Origin of the sequence: Curtobacterium sp. GC_Cur_3, from assembly GCF_026544205.1 — a bacterium.
Taxonomy (GTDB): Bacteria; Actinomycetota; Actinomycetes; order Actinomycetales; family Microbacteriaceae; genus Curtobacterium.
Genome location: NZ_JALNUI010000029.1, coordinates 1 through 22,871 on the forward strand (window position 1 = coordinate 1; position 22,871 = coordinate 22,871).

The following is a 22,871-nucleotide window of genomic DNA, read 5'->3' on the forward strand; positions in this document are numbered from 1 at the left end:
CCGCCGAGCACGATGCCGGTGACGAGGCCGCCGAGCTGGGCGCCGTTGCCGCCGCCGCCCGAGCCGGGCCAGCCGCCCATGTCGTTGCCGGCTTCGTCCATCGCGGCGGCCGCGTACTGCTCCGCCGCTCGGGCGGCCTGCAGTGCCTGCTGGGGGTCGTGGGTGGCGAGCTGCACGGCGTCGTCGAGGGCACGTTCGGCCTCGGACAGGCGGGTGCGGGCCGTGGGGCCGACACCACCGCGGCGCAGCGAGATGAACTCCCGTGCCTGGCTGATCCGGGTGCGGGCGTCGCGGAGGGCTGCGTCGAGCGCCTGCTGCGCGCGCTGCTGCTGCTCCTGGGCGGTGCGCGCGGAGGCCAGGGCCGCGTCGATCTCGGTGTTGGCGCGGGTGAGCGAGTCGACCGCGGCGATCGGGTCCTTCGGGTCGAGCCGTTCGCGGAGGACGGTCTCGGCGGTGACGACCGCGGACGCGAGCTCGGGGGTGGTCGTGCGCATGGCCCGTGCCGCGGCGACGTCGCCCTGGATGTCGAGGCGCATGGCGTCGACGCGGGCGGTGGCTTCGCGGAACGTGGCCTCGGCACCCGTGGCACTGGCCGTCAGCTGCTGGACCTGGGCCAGGGCGTGCTGGGCGTCACGGACGGCGACGACGGCCTGGCCCTTGTCGCCGCTCGCGATGGCGGCGTCGGCGGCCTGGGAGCGCTCCGTGGCGAACGTGAGGACCTGGTGCGCCTGGTCCACCGCGTCAGCGACGGACCCCAGGGTGCGCCCGCCGTACGCCGCCCGGACGCGGTCGAGGGCGGTGGCGGCAGCGGCGAGCTCGGCAGGCGCGGCCCGGACGGCGTCGCCGAGTGCCGCAGCGGCGCCCTCGACGCCGTCCTCGAGCGAGCGGAGCTGGTCGAACGACTCCGTCTGCTGCTCGATGGACGCGTGCGCCTGCTCGCAGATCTGGATGATCTGGTTCGACCACTCGGCGCGCTGCTGCGGGGAGTCTGGGATCTCGTCGTCGAGCTGCTGCTGGAACGTGAACGCCCGTCGGACGTCCTTCTTGGCTGCGGCGACCGCCTTGGCGAACGGCTCGGCCGCCTCGGCACCGAACTGAGCCGTGGCGAAGCCGACCTCCTGCTCAGCGGTGCGGAGCTCGTCGTCGATGGTGACGAGTGCCCCGCCGGCGGTGCGTTCGAGGTCGGCCAGGGATGCCTCTTGTGCCCGGGTGGCCTCGGCTCGTCGGCGGAGGTTCCGGCGACGGATGACCAGCACCACGACGACGACCGCGACGACGATGACGAGCAGCGCGATCCAGAGCCCGGTCAGGTTCGCCGGCTTCTGGCTGTCGCCGAGCCCGGTGGCGAACGCGGTCGCGGCTCCGGCCCAGTCGTTGTCCCGGAGCTTCGGGATCAGGTCGTCGTTCACCGCGGACTGCACGTCCGACGCGGTGATCGAGGTCTCGTTCGTCTGCTGCACGTCGTACGTGCGCGCCTGGGTCGCGATGGAGAGCAGGATGCCGTTGGAGTCGATCTGGTTCTGCGACATGGTCGCGTCGCCCCAGGCGGTGTGGTCGGTCGGGTCGGTGAACTCCGGCACGAACACGACGTAGAGCTGCGTGTCGGTCTGGTCGGCCAGGTTCCTGACCGCCTTCTCCACCGAGGCCTGCTGGGCACCGGTGAGGGCGTCGGCCTGGTCGAGGACGTAGGCACCGCCGAGGTCGACCGGCGCGGTCGCCCGCGCTGCCGTCGCCGGTGCCACGACCAGGAACGCCGCGATGAGGGCCGCGGCGACGCGCGCCGCCCACCGCCCGGACGTCCCCCTGTCCGTGCTCGACCGCCTGGTGTCCGATCCACGCTGGACCGCTCGCATCCGTTCTCCGTCCGTCCGGCAGCGCCCGCGCCCGCGGCCCGGGAGGCCCGGTGTGCCGCGGAGGGAGCGCCGTCGCCCGAAGTGTATCCAGGCAGCGCACGGGTTCCCCCAGAACCACCACGCCTGTGGACAGACTGCGCCGGGGGACGGGTTCTGTCCCCCGACGAGGGGTACCATCAGCCGAAGTGACCGTTTCGACGACGAAAGGGGTCAGCAATGGAACGAACGATGAACACCGAGGTCGTCCCGCTGGAGGACGGCTTCCACCGGGTGTCGACACCGGCGAGCGGCGTGATCGGCTTCGTGCGGGAGCACAACGGCCGGTACGAGGTCCTGCGCGGACGTGTCCGTCAGGCCACGCGGTCCGAGGGCCAGTACTCCACGATGAACGTGGCACTGATCGCCCTCACGCACGCCTGACCGACACCACGGTGCACCCGAGGCACCGTGCCGCACACGAGGCGCCGCCAGCGATGGCGGCGCCTCGTGTGCGTCCGTGGCGCACCCCGACCACCTGCACACGTACGCTGCCGGGATGGGTGAGCCGAGCCTCCAGGCCGTGACGGTGCGTCTCGCGCACCCGGGCGGGTCCCGTGCAGCCGACCGGGAGGCCCTCCTCGCGTCCGCCGCGCAGGTCACCGGAGTGGACCCCGCGTCCACCGCCGTCGGCCGCCGGTGCCCGCACTGCGGCAGCGACACGCACGGCCGGCCCTGGGCGACCGTGCAGGGGGCCGCCGTCGGGGTCAGCCTGTCCCGGACGCCCGGGGTGCTCGCCCTCGCGGTGGGACCTGTCGGAATCGGGGTCGACGTCGAGCGCGTCAGCCGGGTGGCCGCCGCGCCGCTCGACGCGTCCTCGCCGGGGGAGCGCGCGCGGTACGGCTCCGACCCCGTCCGACTGGCGGCGTGCTGGGCGGCGACGGAGGCGGTGCTGAAGCGGGACGGCCGCGGGCTCCGAGTCGACCCGGCGTCCGTCGACGTCGACCTCGACGCTGGCACCGCCGTGCTCGACGGTGCCGTGCACCGGGTGCGGGTGCGGTACCTCGACGACGACGTCGTGCTGGCCGTGGCGACCGACACCGAGCGGATCGTCATCGACGACCGGCGCGAGCACGACCCCCGCGAGCACGACCGGCGCGAGCACGACCGGCGCGAGCACGACCACCGCCGGCGCGACCGCTAGCGCTGGCGCGTCGGCAGCTCCGGGATGCCCGGCTCGTCGATCCACGGCGCGAGCACGGCCGCGATCTCGCTCGCGCTGCGGTCAGCCGCGTCGGCGAACGCGTCGTGGACGTCCTCGGGCGTGACCGTGCCGTGGCGGTGCCGGTCGGTGACCGTGCGGAGCCCCGCGAAGAAGGCGTCGTCGCCGACGGTCCGTCGGAGCGTGTGCAGGGCGAGGGCACCGCGCTTGTAGACCCGGTCGTCGAACAGGTCCGCCGGGCCCGGGTCGGCGACGACGAGGTCCTCGGGCTGGTCGAGCAGGCCCGCACGCGCCCGCGCCGCCAGGTCGTCCGCCGTGTCGCCGCCGCGGTGCTCCGACCAGAGCCACTCGGCGTGGCAGGCGAAGCCCTCGTGCAGCCAGATGTCCCGCCAGCGCCCGAGGGTCACCGAGTTGCCGAACCACTGGTGCGCGAGCTCGTGGGCGATGAGCCGGTCGGTGCCGTGCTCGCCGTCGACGTGGTTGCGGCCGAAGACGGCGAGCCCGTGGGCCTCGAGGGGGATCTCGAGCTCGTCGTCGGTGACGACGACGCCGTACGCGGGGAACGGGTACGGGCCGAACCGGTCGGCGAAGAGCGCGAGCATCTCGGGCACCTGGCCGAAGTCCGTCTTCGCGGCCGCGGTGAGGTCCGCGGGGTGGTGCACGGTGACGGGGACACCGGCACCGGCGTCGCGGAGGGTGTGGGTGCGGTAGCGGCCGATCTGCACGGTCGCCAGGTACGTCGCCATCGGGTCGGTCGTGGCGTACGTCCACCGGGTGCCGCGGCCGGCGCGCTCCCTGCCGAGCAGCTCCCCGTTCGCCACGACGTCGTAGCCGGACTCGCAGGTGATCTCGAAGCGGTAGGTGGCCTTGTCGTCCGGGCGGTCGTTGCACGGGAACCAGGACGGGGCGCCGGTGGGCTGCGCGGCGACGATGACGCCGTCGGTGAGCTCCTCCCAGCCGATCTGCCCCCAGGGGCTGCGGAGCGGACGCGGGGCGCCCTTGTACCGGACGTGCAGCGTGAACTCGGCACCGGCGGCGATCGGGGTCGCCGGGGTGACCGTCAGCTTGTGCGCGCCCGTCGACGCCTTGCGGGCCCGCTGCCCGTCGACGTCGACCCGGTCCACGCCGAGCCCGTGCAGGTCGAGCACGACCTTGTCGAGGGCGGTGACGGCGGTGGCGGTGATCGTGGCCTCGGCCTCGAGCCGGTTCGTCGCCACCCGGTAGTCGAGCCGGAGCTCGTAGTGCGACGCCCGCCACCGTCGGTCGCCGTCGTGCGGGGTGTACGGGTCGGCGTCGGCGTGTTCGGTCGGTGCGGGGTTCATCGGCTTCACGGTGCCGGTCAGTCTGTCACGGGCTGCGGCACCGACCTGGCGGCGACCGGGTCCGCTGTCCGGGAGACGCCGTCCTCTGGCACGACCCACGGGGAGATCGGGTTGCCCGCCCACCGGGTGCCGCCGGGGACCTGCTCGCCGCGCATCACCAGGGACGCCGGGGCCACGGTCGCGCCCGCGCCGATGCCGGCCGCCGGCAGGATCACGCTGTGCGGGCCGAGGGTGCCACCCCGCTCGAGCCGGACCTGGTCGAGCTGCATCACACGGTCGTGGAACAGGTGCGTCTGCACGACGGTCCCGCGGGCGATCGTCGCGCCGTCGCCGATGCTGACCAGGTCGGCCTCGGGCAGCCAGTACGTCTCGCACCACACCCCGCGGCCGATCCGCGCCCCGAGGCTCCGCAACCACACGGCCAGCGCCGGGGTGGCGACGGCCTGCTCGGCGAACCACGGCCGTGCGACGGTCTCGACGAAGGTGTCCTGCACCTCGTTGCGCCAGACGAACGACGACCACAGCGGGTGCTCCCTGGCGGTGATGCGCCCGACGAACGCCCACTTCGCCACCGTCGACACGACCGCGGCGACCGCCCCGGCGACGACGAGCACCACCGCGGCGAGGAGCACCGTCCAGCCGAGCCCGACCGACGCCCACAGCGCCAACAGGGTCCCGCCGACGCCGAGGGCGATCGCGCCGGACACCATCGGGGCGACCAGGCGCAGCAGCTCCCAGCAGCCGCGGGCCACCCGCAGGCGGCGCGGGGGCCGGAACGTGCGCTCCTCGTCGAAGGTCGTCGCCGCCCGCCGCAGCCGCACCGGGGGTGACCCGAGCCACGACGAGCCGCGCTTGGCCTTCCTCGGGACGGCGGAGAGCACGGCGACCAGGGCCTCGCGCGGCACCGACCGCCCGGCACCCGTCATGCCGCTGTTGCCGAGGAACGCCCGACGCCCGATCTTCGACCGACCGATCGTCATCCGCCCGCCACCGAGCTCGTACGTGGCGACCATCGTGTCGTCCGCCAGGAAGGCGCCCGACGCGATCTGCGTCAGCGACGGCAGCAGCAGCACGGTGGAGATCTCCGTGTTCCGCCCGACCCGCGCCCCGAGCAGCCGGAGCCACAGCGGCGTCACCAGGCTCGCGTACAGCGGGAACAGCAGCGTCCTGGCCGCGTCGAGCACCCGCTCGGTGCACCACGCCTGCCAGCCGATCCGGGAGCGCACCGGGTGCCGACCCTCGTCCAGGCCGATGCCGAGCAGCCGGACCACGGCGACCACGAGCCCCGCGTACACGAGCCCGGCGACCAGGGTGGACAACGGCACGGACGCGAGGGCCCGCACCAAGGCGCTGCCGAGCGTCGGCGCCGGGCCCACCAGCAGGACGCTCACGAGCAGTCCGGCCGCGACGCCCAGCACGGGCAGCCCGGCCACGGCGACCGACCCGGCCCCGTACGCGACGAGCCAGCGTCGACGCGACGGGGGACGAGCCTCCCGGCCGTGCCGCGCCGAACCGACGCGCTCCGCCGGTGACCCTGCCCAGCGCTCGCCGGGGACCACGACGCCGGTGACGGCGGAACCGGCCTCGACCTCGGCGCCGTCGCCGACCACGGCACCCGGCAGGAGCGTCGACCGGCTGTGGACCACGGCATCCGCACCGACCTGCACCCGACCCAGGCGGAAGACGTCGCCGTCGACCCAGTGCCCGGCCAGGTCGACCTCGGGCTCGATCGACGCCTGCTTGCCGATCGTCAGGAACCCGGTCACCGGGGGCAGCGTGTGCAGGTCCACGTCACGGCCGATCGTCGCACCGAGTGCCCTGGCGTAGTAGCTGATCCACGGGGCACCTGCCGTCGAGGGGCCGTCCACCGCCTCCGCGATCCGCTCCGCCAACCAGACCCGCACGTGCACCGAACCACCGCGGGGATGGTCACCGGGACGGACCCCGACGAGCACCAGCCGCACGAGCACCACCGTCAGCGCCATCTTGCCCACCGGGGTGACGAACACCAGCAGGGCCACCACGAGCGCCGGCACCGGCAACACCGGCAGGAACGGCAGCGTCGTCGCGTGCAGCACCCCCGCGACGAGCGCCGTCCACGTCAGCACCCGAAGCCCGCGGAGCAGCTGCACGGGGAGACCGAGCAGCGTCATCGCCACCCCGGTCGCCCGCGGCGTCGGACGCACGTCCCGCTCCACTGCGGCCACCGGACCCGACGCATCGAGGGCGTCCGCGAGGGCACCAATCCTCGGGTGGTCGTACACGTCAGCGACCGTCGTCGTCGGGTAGCGCTCACGGATCGCCGACACCAGCTGCGCCGCCGTCAGCGACCCACCACCGTGCGCGAAGAAGTCGTCGTCCGCGCTCGCGACCGGCACCCCCAGGATCGCCGCCCACCGCTCCGCGATCCACGCCACCGTCGGCGGCAGCGCGGCCCCGCCGTCCTCGGCAGCCAGCGGCCACGGCAGCGCCGCCCGGTCGACCTTGCCCGACGTCCGCGTCGGCAGCTCGTCCACCACGGCGACGAGGGGCACGAGCGCCGCAGGCAGCTCCTCGCGCAGCCGGGCGTTCGCCGCCTGCACGTCGATCGACACACCGGCCACCGGGGCCACGTAGCCCACCAGCACCTGGTTCCCCGCCGGCGTCCGCTGCACCACGGCCGCCCCACCGGCCACGCCGTCGAGCGCCTGCAGCGCCGCGTCGATCTCCCCGAGCTCGATCCGCCGACCACCGAGCTTCACCTGGTCGTCCGCACGCCCCTGGAACACGAGCCCCTCGGGGTCGTACCGCACCAGGTCCCCGCTCCGGTACGCCCGCGCCCACCCGAGCTCCGGGAACGCGGCGTACTTCACGGCGTCCTTCTCCGGGTCCAGGTACCGCCCCAGCCCCACACCGCCGATGACCAGCTCCCCGACCTCACCCGGCGCGACCCGCTGCCCCGCGGCGTCCACGACCGCCAGGTCCCACCCGTCGAGCGGCAACCCGATCCGGACCGGGGCGCTCCCGTCGAGGAGCGCCCCGCACGCCACCACCGTCGCCTCGGTCGGCCCGTAGGTGTTCCACACCTCCCGGTCCCGACTCGCGATCCGCGCGGCGAGCTCCGGCGGGCACGCCTCACCCCCGAAGATCACCAACCGCACCTGCTCCAGCGCGTCGTCCGGCCACAGGGCCGCGAGCGTCGGGACCGTCGACACCACCGTGATCCCGCGGACGATCAACCACGGGCCCAGGTCCACCCCCGTCCGCACCAGCGACCGGGGCGCCGGCACGAGACACGCACCGTGCCCCCACGCCAGCCACATCTCCTCGCAGGACGCGTCGAACGCGACGCTCAGCCCCGCCAGCACCCGGTCACCCGGACCGATCGGCGCACCCCGCAGGAACATCCGCGCCTCGGCGTCCACGAACGCCGCCGACGACCGGTGCGTCACCGCGACGCCCTTCGGCACGCCGGTGGAGCCGGACGTGAAGATCACCCACGCGTCGTCGTCGAGCGTCGGGAGGTCGGCGCTCGCCGCGGGGTGGACGACGGCCGACGCCGGCGCGTCCGCGTCGCCGGAGGTCCGCAGCACGCCGCCGGCACCGATCACGCCGACGACCCCGGCTTCGCCGAACACCAGGGTCGCCCGCTCCTCGGGGTCGTCGGCGTCCACGGGGACGTAGGCCGCGCCAGCCGCGAGCACCGCGAGGACGGACAGGTACAGGTCGCGGCCGCCGGACGGGACGCGGATGCCGACGCGGTCACCTCGACGCACGCCGCGTCGGGCGAGGTCGTCGGCCCGCCGGTGCACCTCGGTGAGCAGCGAGCGGTAGTCGAGGGCACCGTCCGGGTCCTCGAGCGCGAGCGCGTCCGGGTGCTCCGCGGTGGTGGCGGTGAGGACGTCGAGGAGCGTCCTGGCCGGGGGAGCGGCGTCCCCGCGGGCCAGTTCCGACTGCGGGTTCCCGGTGGCGGTGGTCATCGAGTCCTCTTCCCGGTCGCGTGCAGGACGACCGGCCCGTGATCCTAGAGGGCCGAGGTGTCCTGCTCGGGAACAGCGGTGTCGAGCGCCGCCCGTGCCGCGTCGAGCGAGGCGGCGATCCCGATCGACACGTCGAGCCCGTGCACGGGGGAGTCGGTCCGGCCGTCGGCGACGTACCGCGCGAGCGCCGCCGCCTGCCACACGAGCCCCTGGCGGCCCTGCAGCCCGGTCGGTTCCTGCCAGTGCTCGACGTCCGCTCCGTGGTGTAGGGCGAACGAGGCCGGGAACACGAAGTGTTCGGTGTACCGGATCGTCGCGGTGCTGCCCGCGATGGTGGCGAGCCCGGGGGTCCACGCCGTCATCGACGTGGTCGCGACGCACTGTGCGCCGCCGGTGGCCGTCGCCACGGTGACGGACTGGAGGTCCACCCCACCGTCCGAGACCGCTCCCGTCGTGTGGCTGGTCACCGGGGCGCCGACGGCGAACCGGGCGAACCAGTGCGCGTAGACGCCGGCGTCGAGCAGCGCGCCGCCGCCCTGCGCCGGGTCGAACATCCGGTCGGTCGGGTCGGGGTCGTGCGGCCAGCCGACGTCGACGTTCGCCAGGTGGACGGTCCCGAGGGCGCCGTCGGCGAGCAGCCGTGCGATGACCGTGGTGCCGGGCAGGTAGCGGGTCCACATGGCCTCCATCGCGAGGACGCCGGCGGCCCGAGCGGCGGTCGCGAGGGTCCTGGTGTCGGCCTCGGAGGTGGTCATCGGCTTCTCGACGAGGACGTGCTTGCCGGCGGCGATCGCGAGCAGGGCGTGCTCGAGGTGCTGCGGATGTGGTGAGGCGACGTAGACGACATGCACGGCGGGGTCGGCAACGAGGGCCTCGTACGAGTCGTGCGCGGTGTCGATGGCGTGGCGTGCGGCGAAGGCTGCGGCGCGGTCGGCGGAGCGGGACCCGACGGCGACGACGCGCTGGTCGGAATTGGCGTGCAGGGTGCGCGTGAAGTCGTCTGCGATCTGCCCGGGCCCGATGACGCCCCACCGGAGCACCGCCCCACCGCGCAGCGCCGACACTTCCGGTTCCGGGAACGAGAACGTCATGCGCCGAAGCTACCGCCCCGGTGATGCTGCGCGCTCGTCAGGAAGGCGAGGACGGGGGATCCGTCGCGGCCTGCCGCGACATCGCGCGCTGCCGATCGAGCGCAGCGAGAACGTCTGCTTGCGCGGAAGTGTCAACGCCCGCCTGACCGGGAACGTCACTGTGCCCCCAGGAGGATTCGAACCTCCGCCCCTGCCTCCGGAGGGCAGTGCTCTATCCCCTGAGCTATGGGGGCCCTGGGTGAGAACCACCGTAGCAGGTCCGAGCGGGCCGTCCGCACCGCTGGCCGCGGCACGGGCACGGGTCACGGAGCCCGGTCCGGCGGATGTCGGTTTCCGTTCCGGGGCCTGACGGATCTGGTCGGCGATCCTCGGGGTTGGCCGACCAGATCCGTCATCTCCTGGGACGTGGATCGTCGATCGCACCGCTGCTGGGTTGGGTCGTCATCTGCACCGCTGGCCCAGTGACGCGGGACGGTCGCGGAGCCCGGAGCCCGGAGCCCGGAGCTCGGAGCCCGGGGCACGGGCCGCGGCCGGACGCATGTCGGTTTCCGTTTCGGGGCCTGACGGATCTGGTCGTCGATCCTCGGCCTTGGCGAACCAGATCCGCCATCCCCGAGAACGGAAACCGGCGACCCGTCAGGCAGGAGGCTGCCGGCCCGCCTGGGAAGCCGCCGGTGTCAGCCCGCGGGGGTCGCGCTCGGGGTCGAGGGCGCCGTCGACGCGGGTCCGACGGCCTGGCGCGCCGCGTCGAGCACGGGCTGGGCGGACCCGGGTTCGGTGAACAGGGACGAGGACGCGGTGATCCAGTACGGGTCCGGGAAGGCGTCGGCGCGTCCGACGCCGTCCTTCAGCGCGAAGTACCCCTCCACCGTGTAGGTCGGCACCGAACCGCCGCGTTCGAACAGGGCGTCCTTGAGCGTGGTGAGGGACTTCTCGGGCAGGTGGGCGACGGCGAGCGTGACGGTGACCGAGTGGTCGTCGACCTGCCGGAACACGCACACCCGGCCGCGCTGCTGGGCGATCGTCGCGGCGGCGGACCGTGCTGCCGGCTCGGCGTCGGCGTCGAGCTCGAAGCGCTTCCCGTACACCGCCAGGGCGGACTCGGGGAGCAGCTCCGCGCAGCGCTGCTCGACGGGCGTGCCGATCGTCCCGGTGGTCGTCGTCGCGCCGGGCGACCGCGTGGGGGAGGCGCCACCACCACCGGTGCAGGCAGCGAGCACCAGGGCGGCCGGGACGGCGAGTGCGGCGACGACGATGGCCCGTGCGGATCGGCGGGAGGTCATGCGGCCATGATGCTGCATGCCGCCCGGTAGACTCGTCTGCCGTGACTCCTGCTGAACTCTCCGCCGCGTACCTGTCGATCCTGACCGGGATCGTCGAGCGACGAGGGGCCGCGGACACCGTGACCGTCGAGCAGTCCCACGCGGCCCTCGAGCGCCCGAAGAACCGCTCCCACGGTGACTGGGCGTCGAACGCTGCCATGCAGCTCGCGAAGCGCCTCGGCACGAACCCGCGCGAGCTCGCGACGGAGATCGCCGGCGAGCTGACCGAGCTCGACGGCGTGGACTCCGTCGACATCGCCGGCCCCGGCTTCATCAACATCACGCTCGAGGCCGCTGCCGCCGGCGAGGTCGCCCGCACCGTCGTCGAGACGGGCGAGGCCTTCGGGCGCGGCGACCTGTACGACGGCGTGCGCATCGACCTCGAGTTCGTGTCCGCCAACCCCACCGGGCCGATCCACATGGGCGGCGTCCGCTGGGCGGCGGTCGGCGACAGCCTCGCCCGGGTGTTCCAGGCCCAGGGCGGCCTCGTGACCCGCGAGTACTACTTCAACGACCACGGCAGCCAGATCGACCGCTTCGCCCGGTCGCTCGTCGCCTCGGCGCTCGGCGAGCCCACGCCCGAGGACGGCTACGGCGGCGCGTACATCCCGGAGATCGCTACCCGCGTGCTCGCGACCTTCGACGGCGACGTGCACGACCTGCCGCGGGACGAGGCCCAGGAGCTGTTCCGTCGCGAGGGCGTCGACTTCATGTTCGCGGACATCAAGCAGTCGCTGCACGAGTTCGGCGTCGACTTCGACGTCTACTTCCACGAGAACGCGCTGCACGAGTCCAAGGCCGTCGAGCGCGCCATCGAGCGGCTCCGTGAGAACGGCCACATGTACGAGGCCGAGGGCGCCGAGTGGCTCCGCACGACCGACTTCGGCGACGACCGTGACCGCGTCGTCATCAAGTCCGACGGGGAGCCCGCGTACATCGCCGGTGACCTGGCGTACTACCTCGACAAGCGCGAGCGTGGGTTCGAACGCAACCTGATCATGCTCGGCGCCGACCACCACGGCTACGTCGGCCGGATGATGGCGATGTGCGCCGCGTTCGGGGACGAGCCGGGCACGAACCTCGAGATCCTCATCGGCCAGATGGTCAACCTGCTCAAGGACGGCGAGCCGATGCGCATGTCCAAGCGCAACGGCACGATCGTCACGATGGAGGACCTCGTCGACGCGGTCGGCGTCGACGCCGGCCGCTACGCCCTCGTCCGGTTCGCCAGCGACACCGCGATCGACATCGACCTCGACCTGCTGACCAAGCGCACGAACGACAACCCCGTCTTCTACGTGCAGTACGCCCACGCCCGCACGCAGTCCGTCGCGCGGAACGCCGCTGCCTCCGGGGTCGACCGCTCCGTGTTCGACGCCTCGCTGCTCACCCACGACACTGAGGGCGCACTCCTCGGCGCGCTGGCGGAGTACCCGAGCGTCGTCCGCCGTGCCGCCGAGCTGCGCGAGCCGCACCGGATCGCCCGGTTCATCGAGCAGCTCGCGGGCCTCTACCACCGCTGGTACGACGCCTGCCGCGTCACGCCCCTCGGCGACGAGCCCGTGACGGACCTGCACCGCACGCGGCTCTGGCTCAACGACGCGACCGGCCAGGTCGTGCGCAACGGCCTCGGGCTCCTCGGGGTGAGCGCGCCCGAGCGCATGTAGCGCGCGCCGCGCTTTGACCGCCGGACGCGCACCGAGCCTCCCGGCTGTCTGACGGTGGGCCCTGGCAGGGTGGGACGCATGTCCACACCCGCCACCGCCCCGAAGCAGCGCCACCGAGGCCGCACCACGGCGATCGTCCTGGTCAGCGTCCTGGTGGTGCTCGCCGTGCTCGTGGTGGTCGCCGAGTTCGTCCTCCGCGGCGTCGTCGACCGGCAGGTCGCCCAGCAGGTCGAGCAGTCACTGCCGGACGGCACCACGGGCTCGGTCGACGCGCACGCGAAGGGCGTCATCATCCCGCAGCTCCTCGGCGGCTCCCTCGACGACGTCGACATCCACTCGAAGCGGATCACCGTCGACGGCATCCCGCTCGCGGCCGACGTCACGGTGCACGACGTCCCGCTCGACGGTGCCGGTGCGGTGCACGACGTCGACGGCACCGTCACCCTGGCCTCGTCGAGCATCAAGGACCTGGCGAAGTACAGCCCGCTGTTCGACCGGATGTCGCTGGTGGACGGCGGCGTGCAGCTCTCCGGCAAGACCGCCGTCCTCGGCTACCAGATCTCGTACCTGGCGCGCGGATCGGTCGTGGCACAGGACAGCGGCCGCGGGATCACGATCACCCCGAAGACCGTGCGGATCACGAACTCGTCGCTCGACCTGGACGTCGGCGCGATCCCCGGCGTCACGAACACCCCCGTGCCGGTCTGCACGGCGCGGTTCCTGCCGCAGGACCTCCGGGTGCGGTCGCTCCACGTCACGAAGCAGCAGGCGACGGTTCGGATCGTCGCCGACGAGCTCCCGCTGAGCGAGCGGGGCCTGCAGACCACCGGCCGCTGCTGACGCGGGTTCTGCACAGGTCGCGTCACACGAGCCGGGAGGCCCGGTGCGGCTCGGTAGGATCGGTCGCGTGAGCGAGAACCCCCTTGCCCCGCCGCGGCTGCGGTACCCGTCCGACGCCTCCGCGCTGACGACCCGCATCTGGCCGGCCTCCGCCACCCGCACCGACGACGGCTCACTGGCCGTCGGCGGCGTCACCGCCGCCGACCTGGTCGAGCAGTTCGGCACGCCGCTGTACGTCGTCGACGAGCGCGACGTGCAGTCCCGCGCCGTCCGTGTGCGCAACGCCTTCACGGATGCCTTCGCGCGCATCGGCACCCGGGCGCACGTCTACTACGCCGCCAAGGCCTTCCTCACGACCCAGGTCGCCGCGTGGATGGCCGAGGCCGACCTGCGGCTCGACGTCTGCACCGCCGGCGAGATCGCGGTGGCCCTGGCCGGCGGCGCTGACCCGGCGCTGATGGGCTTCCACGGCAACGACAAGTCCGACGCCGAGATCGCCCGCGCGGTCCAGATCGGGCTCGGCACGATCGTCCTCGACTCACACGAGGAGATCGGTCGCGTCGCCCGTGCAGCCGCCGACGCCGGCATCGTGCAGCGCGTGCGCATCCGGATCAACAGCGGGGTGCACGCCTCGACGCACGAGTACCTGGCGACGGCTCGTGAGGACCAGAAGTTCGGGATCCCGCTGAACGAGGCCGTCCGTGCAGCGGAGGCAGTCCGTGCGGAGCCCTCGCTCGCGTTCGTCGGCCTGCACTCGCACATCGGGTCGCAGATCTTCGACGAGTCCGGCTTCCGAGAAGCCGCGCGGCGCCTCATGGACGTCCACGCGACCCTCGTCGCCACCGGCCCGGTCCCCGAGCTGAACCTCGGCGGTGGCTGGGGCATCGACTACACCGAGAGCGACTCCGCCTTCGAACCGGAGGACGTCGCGGACGCCCTCGCCGCCATCGTGGCGGAAGCCTGCGCGGAGCGGGACATCCCCGTCCCGGAGATCGCCGTGGAGCCCGGACGCTACATCGTCGGCCCACCCGGCATCACGCTCTACCGCGTCGGCACCATCAAGCCGGTCGCCCTCGAGCTCGACGGCGGGAGCGGCCAGCCCGGCGGGGACGGCACCGCGACGCGCACCTACGTCTCCGTCGACGGCGGGATGAGCGACAACATCCGCCCGGCGCTCTACGGTGCCGAGTACACGGCACGACTGACCCGCACGTCGGACGAGCCCGCCGTGCTCACGCGCGTCGTCGGCAAGCACTGCGAGAGCGGTGACGTGGTGGTGCAGGACGAGTACCTGCCCGGTGACGTCCAGCGCGGCGACCTGCTCGCCGTCGCGGCCACCGGTGCCTACTGCTGGAGCCTCGCGAGCAACTACAACCACGTCGGGCGCCCGCCGGTCGTCGCGGTCGCTGACGGCACTGCCCGTATCCTCGTCCGGGGCGAGACGGTCGACGACCTCCTCGCTCGCGACACCGGGGTGTCGCCCGTGGCCGCAGCCGGTGCCGCGCGGTGAACCCCCGAGATCCCGGAGACACGCACCACATGATCGAATACCGCAACGTCCGCGTCGCACTGCTGGGCGCCGGCTCGGTCGGGTCCCAGGTCGCCAGGCTCCTGCTCGAGCACGGTGACGAACTCGCGTCCCGCGCCGGCGCCGGTCTCGAGCTCGTCGGGATCGCCGTCCGCGACCTCGACGCCCAGCGGGACGTCGACCTGCCGCGCGAGCTGTTCACGACGGACGCCGAGTCGCTCATCCTCGGCGCGGACATCGTCGTCGAGCTGATCGGCGGCATCGAGCCGGCACGCACCCTCGTGCTCCAGGCCCTGCTGTCCGGTGCCGACGTCGTCACCGGCAACAAGGCCCTCCTCGCCACGCACGGCCCCGAGCTCTTCGCCGCGGCGGAGCAGGTCGGCGCGCAGCTCTACTACGAGGCCGCGGTCGCCGGCGCGATCCCGATCATCCGGCCGCTGCACGACTCCCTCGCCGGGGACCGCATCGTCCGGATCATGGGCATCGTCAACGGCACCACGAACTTCATCCTCGACCTGATGGACAGGGAGGGCGCCACGTTCGAGGACGCCCTGGCCACCGCGACGGAGCTCGGGTACGCCGAGGCCGACCCGACCGCCGACATCGAGGGCTACGACGCCGCCCAGAAGGCCGCGATCCTGGCCTCGCTCGCGTTCCACACCTCGGTGCCGCTCGTCGCCGTGCACCGCGAGGGCATCACCTCCGTCACCATCGAGCAGGTCCGTGCCGCGCGCAAGGCCGGCTACGTCGTGAAGATCCTCGCCACGTGCGAGCGCCTGACGGACGAGAACGGCGTCGAGGGCGTCAGCGCGCGGGTCTACCCGGCGCTCGTGCCGGACACCCACCCGCTCGCGAGCGTGCACGGGGCGAAGAACGCCGTGTTCGTCGAGGCCGAGGCAGCCGGCGACCTGATGTTCTACGGTGCCGGGGCCGGCGGTGTCGAGACCGCGTCCGCCGTGCTCGGTGACCTCGTCTCCGCCGCCCGGCGGCACGTCATCGGTGGCCCGGGCGTCGCGGAGTCGACCCAGTCCGCCCTGCCGGTGTTCCCGATCGGCGCCGTCCGGACGAGCTACCAGATCACCCTGCACGTGACGGACGCCCCCGGCGTGCTGTCGACCGTGGCCGGGGTCCTCGCCGCGCACGGCGTCAGCGTCGAGACCGTCGAGCAGTCGAGCGCCCACGGCGACGGCGGCACGGCGACGCTCGTCATCGGCACGCACGAAGCCCGTGAATCCGACCTCGCCGACACGGTCGTCGCCCTCCGCGGTGAGGACGTCGTGGCGGAGGTCGCGAGCGTCCTCCGCGTCGTCGGCGCCTGACCGCCAGCCCCAGAACCTGCCGTCGCACCCGCGCGTCGGCAGCCGGACAGCCGGTCCTCCGGCTCTCCGGCCGACAAGCCCCACCCGCCCCGAAGCACCAGACAGAGAGAGAACCCTGATGGCCCACCAGTGGCAGGGAGTCCTGCGCGAGTACGCCGACCGACTCGACGTGACCGAGGCGACGCCCATCGTCACGCTGGGCGAGGGCGGCACGCCGCTCATCCCGGCACGACGCCTCTCCGAGCGCACCGGCGCGGACGTGTACGTCAAGTTCGAGGGCATGAACCCGACCGGGTCGTTCAAGGACCGCGGCATGACGATGGCGATCTCCAAGGCCGTCGAGCACGGGGCGAAGGCGGTCATCTGCGCGTCGACCGGCAACACGAGCGCCTCGGCCGCCGCGTACGCCACGCACGCCGGCATCACCGCCGCCGTGCTCGTGCCCGAGGGCAAGATCGCCATGGGCAAGCTCAGCCAGGCCGTCGCCCACGACGCCCAGCTGCTGCAGGTCCAGGGCAACTTCGACGACTGCCTCGACATCGCCAGGGACCTCGCCGCGAACTACCCGGTGCACCTGGTCAACTCGGTCAACAACGACCGCATCGAGGGCCAGAAGACCGCTGCGTTCGAGGTCGTCGACGTCCTCGGTGACGCGCCGGACTTCCACTTCCTGCCCGTCGGCAACGCGGGCAACTACACCGCGTACTCCCGTGGCTACCGCGAGGACGTCGCCGCCGGCCGTTCCACCAAGCTCCCGCGCATGTTCGGGTTCCAGGCCGCCGGTGCCGCACCGATCGTGGGCGGCGCCGTCGTGCCGCACCCGGAGACCATCGCCTCCGCCATCCGCATCGGCAACCCGGCGTCGTGGAAGTACGCGCTCGAAGCGCGTGAGGAGACGGACGGCTACTTCGGCGCGATCAGCGACGCCGGAATCCTCGCCGCGCACCGCATCCTCTCCGCCGAGGTCGGTGTGTTCGTCGAGCCCGCGTCGGCCATCGGTGTCGCCGGACTCCTCGAGCGTGCCGACGCCGGCGAGATCCGCAAGGGCGCGACGGTCGTCATCACGGTGACCGGCCACGGCCTGAAGGACCCGCAGTGGGCCCTCAAGACCGAGGACGGCGGCGACGTGACGCCGACGAGCGTCCCGGTCGACACAACGGCGATCGCCGAGGTCCTCGGACTGGCCGGCGCCCGGTGACCCTCGACCGCTCGTCCGGGCCGGGAGAGGGCACCACTGCCCGCATCGCTGTACCGGCCGGACGGGCGGTCCGCGTGCGCGTCCCGGCGACGTCCGCCAACCTCGGACCGGGCTTCGACTCGCTCGGTCTCGCACTCTCCCTCTACGACGAGGTCGACGTCCGTGTCCGCCGGGAGCCCGGCGCGACCGTGACGGTCGAGGGCGTCGGGGCCGGTGAGGTCCCGACCGACGACACCAACCTGGTCGTGCGTGCCGTCCGTCGTGGCCTCGAACACGCCGGCGTCGAGCAGCCCGGGCTCGAGCTCCGCGCCGTCAACGCGATCCCGCACGGACGGGGCATGGGCTCCTCGGCGGCGGCGATCGTCGCCGGGCTGATGGCGGCCCGCGGCCTGCTCGAGGGCATCGTCGACCTCGACGCCTCGACGCTCCTCACCCTCGCCACCGAGATGGAGGGGCACCCCGACAACGTCGCGCCCGCGCTCTTCGGTGGACTCACCATCGCGTGGATGACCGCCGACGGCCCCGCCTACAAGCGCCTGCTCGTGCACCGCGGCGTCGCGCCCGTGGTCTTCGTGCCGACGTCGACGCTCTCCACGAAGCTCGCACGGTCCCTGCAGCCGGAGAGCGTCCCACACGCCGACGCCGCGTTCAACGTGTCCCGCTCGGCGCTCCTCGTCGCCGCGCTCATCCAGAGCCCCGAGCTGCTCCTCGCGGCGACCGAGGACCGGCTCCACCAGACGTACCGGGCCAGCGCGATGCCCGAGACGGACGCCCTGATCCGTCTGCTCCGGCAGCACGGGCTGGCGGCCGTGGTGTCCGGCGCCGGACCCAGCCTGCTCGTGCTCGGGTCCGACCCGGCACAGCGGTTGACGGCCGCCGCGCTGGTGGAACGACACGCCGAATCGACCTGGCGGCCCCTCATGCTGGCCGTCGATCTCGGTGGTGCTACAGTGAACGCGCACCCGGTGGACCACGTCGGACGCTCCTAGCGCGGATCAACTGCCAGCACGAGCTCCCGGTCCGCAGGTGTGATCTCCCTCAGATCACCGCTTCCCGGTCCGTCGTCTGAACGGCGGCCGTCGCACACCCGTGCCAGCGCACACCAGCGCCAGCGCATCGCGTGGGAAGTCGGTGGAAACTCTCCGCGCTCTGCGGTTCGGAAGGAACGAACAACTTGACCAACGTGAACAACTCCGCCTCGGTGGAGATCCCCAGCGACCTGCGTGCCCTGCGCCTCCCGGAGCTGCAGCGCATCGCCTCCGCCCTCGGCATCACGGGGCTCTCGAAGCTCCGCAAGGGCGACCTCATCGCCTCGATCGAGGACAAGCGCCCCGAGGGCCAGCCCGAGGCCCCCGCCGCCGCCCCGGCTGCGACCACGTCCGGCGCCGACGCCGCCGCGGTCTCGACCGAGCTCCAGCCGGAGACGCCCACCCACCACGACGCCGGGTCCGAGGCGACCGACAGCGCCGACGTCGCACCGACGCAGCAGGCAGCACCCTCCCGTGCCCGTCGCTCGCGCCGCGCCACCTCCGGCGGCACCGTGACCACCGCGCCGACGACGGCCGCGGAGCACACGAACCACGGTCAGACCGGCACCGAGGACCTCCTCGCCGGCCTCGACCAGGTGCGCGCTGAGAAGGACGCCGAGGAAGCCGCCCAGACGAACGGCCAGCAGTCCGGTGGCCAGCAGTCCGGTGCCCAGCAGTCCGGCGGCCAGCGTCGTCGCCGCGGACAGAAGGCCGAGCAGCCCCAGGACGCCGAGCAGCCGCAGTCGGCCGCACAGCCCCAGAGCGCCGACCAGCCCCGCAGCGCCGACCAGCCCCAGAGTGCCGTGACCGACGAGCAGGGCTCGGACTCCGCGCAGCAGCAGCCGCAGCAGCAGCAGGGTCAGGACGACGACCAGAACGGTGACGGCGAGGGCGGTTCGCGCCGCGGGCGTCGCAGCCGTGGTCGCGGTCGTGGCCGTGGGCAGAACGGTGACCAGCAGAACGGTGACCAGCAGGACGCCGAGCAGCAGGGTCGCCAGCAGAACGGTCGGCAGAACGGCCAGCAGGCCCGCGCCGACCAGAAGCAGGCCGACGAGAAGCACGACGACGACCAGGCCGAGCCGAAGCAGGCCGACGCCAGGCAGGACCAGCAGAAGCAGGGCCAGAACGGCCAGCAGAAGCAGGCCCAGCAGCCGGCGCAGCAGAAGCAGAACGGCCAGCAGGCCCAGAACGGCCAGAGCCAGGCGCAGCAGCAGCGTGACGACCAGCAGCGTCGCGACGAGGAGGCCGAGAACGGCCGCAGCCGTCGTCAGCGTGACCGCAAGCGCGGCCGTGGCGGTCAGAACGACGAGTTCGAGCCGGAGATCACCGAGGACGACGTCCTGATCCCGGTCGCCGGCATCCTCGACGTCCTCGACAACTACGCCTTCGTGCGCACGACCGGGTACCTCCCGGGCCCGAGCGACGTCTACGTCTCCCTCGGCCAGGTGAAGAAGTACCACCTGCGCAAGGGCGACGCCGTCGTCGGTGCGATCAAGCAGCCGCGGGACAACGAGCAGCAGAGCCGCCAGAAGTACAACGCCCTGGTCAAGATCGACACGATCAACGGCCAGACCGCCGACGAGGCCGCGAGCCGCGTCGACTTCCAGGACCTCACCCCGCTGTACCCGAACGAGCGCCTGCGCCTCGAGACCGAGCCGGCGAAGCTGTCGACGCGGATCATCGACCTGGTGTCCCCGATCGGCAAGGGCCAGCGCGGCCTGATCGTCTCGCCGCCCAAGGCCGGCAAGACCGTCGTGCTGCAGGCCATCGCGAACGCGGTCTCGAAGAACAACCCCGAGGCGCACCTCATGGTCGTCCTGGTCGACGAGCGGCCCGAAGAGGTCACCGACATGCAGCGCACGGTGAAGGGCGAGGTCATCGCCTCGACCTTCGACCGGCCCGCCGAGGACCACACCACGGTCGCCGAGCTCGCCATCGAGCGTGCGAAGCGCCTCGTCGAGCTGGGCCACGACGTCGTCGTGCTGCTCGACTCGATCACCCGCCTCGGCCGCGCCTACAACCAGGTGACCCCGCCGTCCGGCCGCGTGCTGTCCGGTGGCGTCGACTCCGCCGCGCTCTACCCGGCCAAGCGCTTCTTCGGCGCCGCCCGCAACATCGAGAACGGCGGCTCGCTGACCATCCTCGCCACGGCGCTCGTCGAGACCGGGTCGAAGATGGACGACGTGATCTTCGAGGAGTTCAAGGGCACCGGCAACATGGAGCTCCGCCTGAACCGCCACCTGGCCGACAAGCGGATCTTCCCGGCCGTCGACGTCAACGCGTCCGGCACCCGTCGCGAGGAGCAGCTGCTCTCCGCCGACGAGGTCACGATCACCTGGCGGCTGCGTCGGGCCCTCGCCGGGCTCGACCCGCAGCAGGCCCTCGAGATCGTGCTGCGGAACCTCAAGGAGACGCAGTCGAACGTCGAGTTCCTGGTCCAGGTCCAGAAGTCCGTCCCGGCGACCGGGAACGGTCACCTCGGCCACCAGGAGTAACCGGTGTTCGAGTCGGTGGCCGGGCTGCTGGCGGAACACGAGGACCTGACACAGCAGCTGTCGGACCCCGCGCTCCACGCCGACGCGTCCCGTGCGAAGAAGGTCAACCGGCGCTACGCCGAGCTGAACCGGATCAGGTCCGCCTACGAGGCCTGGACGGCGGCGGGGGAGGACCTCGCCGCCGCCCGGGAGCTCGCTCGTGAGGACGAGGCCTTCGCGGAGGAGGTCCCCGGTCTCGAGGAACAGCTCGCCGAGCGCCAGGAGCGGCTCCGTCGGCTCCTGATCCCGCGCGACCCGGACGACGGCCGCGACGTCATCATGGAGATCAAGGGCGGCGAGGGCGGCGAGGAGTCGGCGCTGTTCGCCGCGGACCTCCTGCGCATGTACTCCCACTACGCGGAGTCCAAGGGCTGGAAGACGGAGCTCCTCGAGCGGACCGAGTCCGACCTCGGCGGCTACAAGGACGTCCAGGTCGCGATCAAGTCGAACTCCACGGACCCCGCGCAGGGCGTCTGGGCGCTCCTCAAGTACGAGGGCGGTGTGCACCGTGTCCAGCGGGTGCCGGCGACCGAGTCCCAGGGGCGCATCCACACCTCGACGACCGGCGTGCTGGTCTTCCCCGAGGTCGACGAGCCCGAAGAGGTCGAGATCAACCAGAACGACCTCAAGATCGACGTGTACCGGTCCTCCGGTCCCGGCGGTCAGTCGGTGAACACGACCGACTCCGCCGTCCGCATCACCCACCTGCCCACGGGCATCACGGTGGCGATGCAGAACGAGAAGTCGCAGCTGCAGAACCGAGAGGCGGGCATGCGCGTCCTGCGTGCCCGCATCCTCGCGAAGCGGCAGGAGGAGATCGACGCGCTCGCGTCGGACGCCCGTCGGTCGCAGATCCGCGGGATGGACCGATCGGAGCGCATCCGCACGTACAACTTCCCGGAGAACCGGATCGCGGACCACCGCACCGGGTACAAGGCCTACGACCTCGACCGCGTCATGAACGGTGCGCTCGAGCCGGTCATCGAGTCCGCCATCCGCGCGGACGAAGAGGCCCGGTTGGCCGCCGTGGGCGACCAGGGCGCCTGACAGGAGGCCCTGATCACCTCCGACACGCCCGTGACGTACGCGGCGGATCGCCTCCTCGACGAGGCGACCGCCGCGTTCGTCGCGCACGGCGTCCCGACCCCGCGGGTGGACGCCGAGCTGCTGCTCGCCTGGGCGACCGACACGTCGCGCGGCGCCGTGCAGGCCCGAGCCATGACCGGCGGGACGATCGCGGGGGAGCACGTCGACCGCTTCCGACAGGCCGTCGCCCGACGCGCCACCCGCCTGCCGCTCCAGCACATCACCGGTGAGGCCCACTTCCGCGCGCTGACCCTGGCCGTCGGGCCCGGCGTGTTCGTGCCGCGCCCGGAGACGGAGGGCGTCGTGCAGTTCGGCATCGACGCGCTCCGGGCCGCGGCCGTGCCCGAGCCGATCGCCGTCGACCTCGGGACGGGCAGCGGCGCCATCGCGATCGCCATGGACACCGAGGTGCCGAACGCCCTCGTGTACGCCGTAGAACGGTCAGCGGAGGCGCTCCCGTGGACCCGCCGCAACGTGGCGACGTACGGGGGCACGGTCCGACTCGTCGAGGGCGACCTCGCGGACGCCTTCCCGGAGCTCGACGGCACCGTCTCGGTGGTGGTGTCGAACCCGCCCTACGTGCCGGACGACGCCGTGCCGGTCGACCCGGAGGTCCGCGACCACGACCCGGCGCTCGCGCTGTACGGCGGCCCGGACGGCCTCGACGCGGTCCGTGCCCTCGCCGAGACCGCGTGGCGCTTGCTCGTGCCGGGCGGTCTGCTCGTGGTCGAGCACGCCGAACCGCAGGGCGCAGCCGTGCGCGAGGTCCTGGCGCGCCGGGGGTTCCGGTCCCCGGAGACCCACCAGGACCTCACCGGACGCGACCGCACGACCACCGCGACCCGCTAGCCGGGGCCGAGCAGGGCCTCCAGGCCGAGCCTCGGCACACCGGACAGTCCGCGCGCTCCGTCACCCGCGTCGTGTCC

16 protein-coding genes and 1 tRNA gene are annotated in these 22,871 nt (G+C 73.0%); 11 read left to right on the plus strand and 6 right to left on the minus strand.

All coding sequences use genetic code 11. From position 1 onward, the window contains the following. Positions 1–1,853: TPM domain-containing protein (locus OXR63_RS14560; RefSeq protein ID WP_267424426.1), on the minus strand; the 1,853-nt coding region annotated here is incomplete at its 3' end. Positions 1,854–2,069: 216 nt separating this feature from the next. On the opposite strand from OXR63_RS14560, the gene OXR63_RS14565 reads away from it, so the two are divergent. Then, positions 2,070–2,273, plus strand: coding sequence for a hypothetical protein (locus OXR63_RS14565; protein ID WP_071274881.1), 204 nt, complete (start codon positions 2,070–2,072; stop codon positions 2,271–2,273). A 115-nt stretch (positions 2,274–2,388) separates the two neighbouring features. Next, the gene (locus OXR63_RS14570; RefSeq protein WP_267424429.1) at positions 2,389–3,033 is read left to right on the plus strand and encodes a 4'-phosphopantetheinyl transferase family protein; all 645 of its coding nucleotides are present in this window, start codon (positions 2,389–2,391) and stop codon (positions 3,031–3,033) included. On the opposite strand, the gene OXR63_RS14575 is transcribed toward OXR63_RS14570, so the two are convergent. The 5 genes from OXR63_RS14575 to OXR63_RS14595 form a co-directional block, all read right to left on the minus strand. Continuing rightward, the gene (locus OXR63_RS14575) at positions 3,030–4,373 is read right to left on the minus strand and encodes a M1 family metallopeptidase (protein ID WP_267424431.1); all 1,344 of its coding nucleotides are present in this window, start codon (positions 4,371–4,373) and stop codon (positions 3,030–3,032) included. The two genes, OXR63_RS14570 and OXR63_RS14575, sit on opposite strands and share 4 nt — an antisense overlap. A gap of 17 nt (positions 4,374–4,390) precedes the next feature. Next, the gene (locus OXR63_RS14580) at positions 4,391–8,332 is read right to left on the minus strand and encodes a Pls/PosA family non-ribosomal peptide synthetase (RefSeq protein WP_267424433.1); all 3,942 of its coding nucleotides are present in this window, start codon (positions 8,330–8,332) and stop codon (positions 4,391–4,393) included. A gap of 44 nt (positions 8,333–8,376) precedes the next feature. Then, positions 8,377–9,423: a Gfo/Idh/MocA family protein gene (locus tag OXR63_RS14585; RefSeq protein ID WP_267424435.1), complete on the minus strand. Its 1,047-nt coding sequence runs from the start codon at positions 9,421–9,423 to the stop codon at positions 8,377–8,379. Between the two features lie 161 nt (positions 9,424–9,584). After that, positions 9,585–9,656 (minus strand) — tRNA-Arg (locus OXR63_RS14590). A 444-nt stretch (positions 9,657–10,100) separates the two neighbouring features. Beyond that, positions 10,101–10,706 (minus strand): hypothetical protein, encoded by a 606-nt coding sequence (locus OXR63_RS14595; RefSeq protein ID WP_267424436.1) that lies wholly within the window; start codon positions 10,704–10,706, stop codon positions 10,101–10,103. 41 nt (positions 10,707–10,747) lie between these two features. Here OXR63_RS14595 and argS point away from each other — a divergent pair, with 41 nt between their 5' ends. The 9 genes from argS to prmC all read left to right on the plus strand — a co-directional run bounded on the left by argS (position 10,748) and on the right by prmC (position 22,794). Then, positions 10,748–12,412 carry an arginine--tRNA ligase gene (gene argS, locus OXR63_RS14600; protein ID WP_267424438.1) on the plus strand — a complete coding sequence of 555 codons (1,665 nt, stop codon included), beginning with the start codon at positions 10,748–10,750 and terminating at the stop codon, positions 12,410–12,412. A 78-nt stretch (positions 12,413–12,490) separates the two neighbouring features. Continuing rightward, complete coding sequence (locus tag OXR63_RS14605) at positions 12,491–13,252, plus strand: LmeA family phospholipid-binding protein (RefSeq protein ID WP_267424441.1); 762 nt, start codon at positions 12,491–12,493, stop codon at positions 13,250–13,252. Positions 13,253–13,319: 67 nt separating this feature from the next. Continuing rightward, positions 13,320–14,762 carry a diaminopimelate decarboxylase gene (gene lysA, locus OXR63_RS14610; RefSeq protein ID WP_267424443.1) on the plus strand — a complete coding sequence of 481 codons (1,443 nt, stop codon included), beginning with the start codon at positions 13,320–13,322 and terminating at the stop codon, positions 14,760–14,762. Between the two features lie 29 nt (positions 14,763–14,791). Continuing rightward, positions 14,792–16,099 carry a homoserine dehydrogenase gene (locus OXR63_RS14615; RefSeq protein WP_267424444.1) on the plus strand — a complete coding sequence of 436 codons (1,308 nt, stop codon included), beginning with the start codon at positions 14,792–14,794 and terminating at the stop codon, positions 16,097–16,099. A 118-nt stretch (positions 16,100–16,217) separates the two neighbouring features. Next, positions 16,218–17,297 carry a threonine synthase gene (gene thrC / locus OXR63_RS14620; protein ID WP_267424446.1) on the plus strand — a complete coding sequence of 360 codons (1,080 nt, stop codon included), beginning with the start codon at positions 16,218–16,220 and terminating at the stop codon, positions 17,295–17,297. 44 nt (positions 17,298–17,341) lie between these two features. Then, the gene (gene thrB, locus OXR63_RS14625) at positions 17,342–18,286 is read left to right on the plus strand and encodes a homoserine kinase (protein WP_267424519.1); all 945 of its coding nucleotides are present in this window, start codon (positions 17,342–17,344) and stop codon (positions 18,284–18,286) included. Positions 18,287–18,471: 185 nt separating this feature from the next. Continuing rightward, positions 18,472–20,820, plus strand: a complete 2,349-nt coding sequence (rho, locus tag OXR63_RS14630) for a transcription termination factor Rho (RefSeq protein WP_267424448.1) — start codon at positions 18,472–18,474, stop codon at positions 20,818–20,820. A gap of 3 nt (positions 20,821–20,823) precedes the next feature. After that, positions 20,824–21,906 (plus strand): peptide chain release factor 1, encoded by a 1,083-nt coding sequence (gene prfA / locus OXR63_RS14635; protein ID WP_267424450.1) that lies wholly within the window; start codon positions 20,824–20,826, stop codon positions 21,904–21,906. A gap of 12 nt (positions 21,907–21,918) precedes the next feature. Then, positions 21,919–22,794, plus strand: coding sequence for a peptide chain release factor N(5)-glutamine methyltransferase (prmC, locus tag OXR63_RS14640; protein WP_374116141.1), 876 nt, complete (start codon positions 21,919–21,921; stop codon positions 22,792–22,794). Positions 22,795–22,871: the final 77 nt, after the last annotated feature.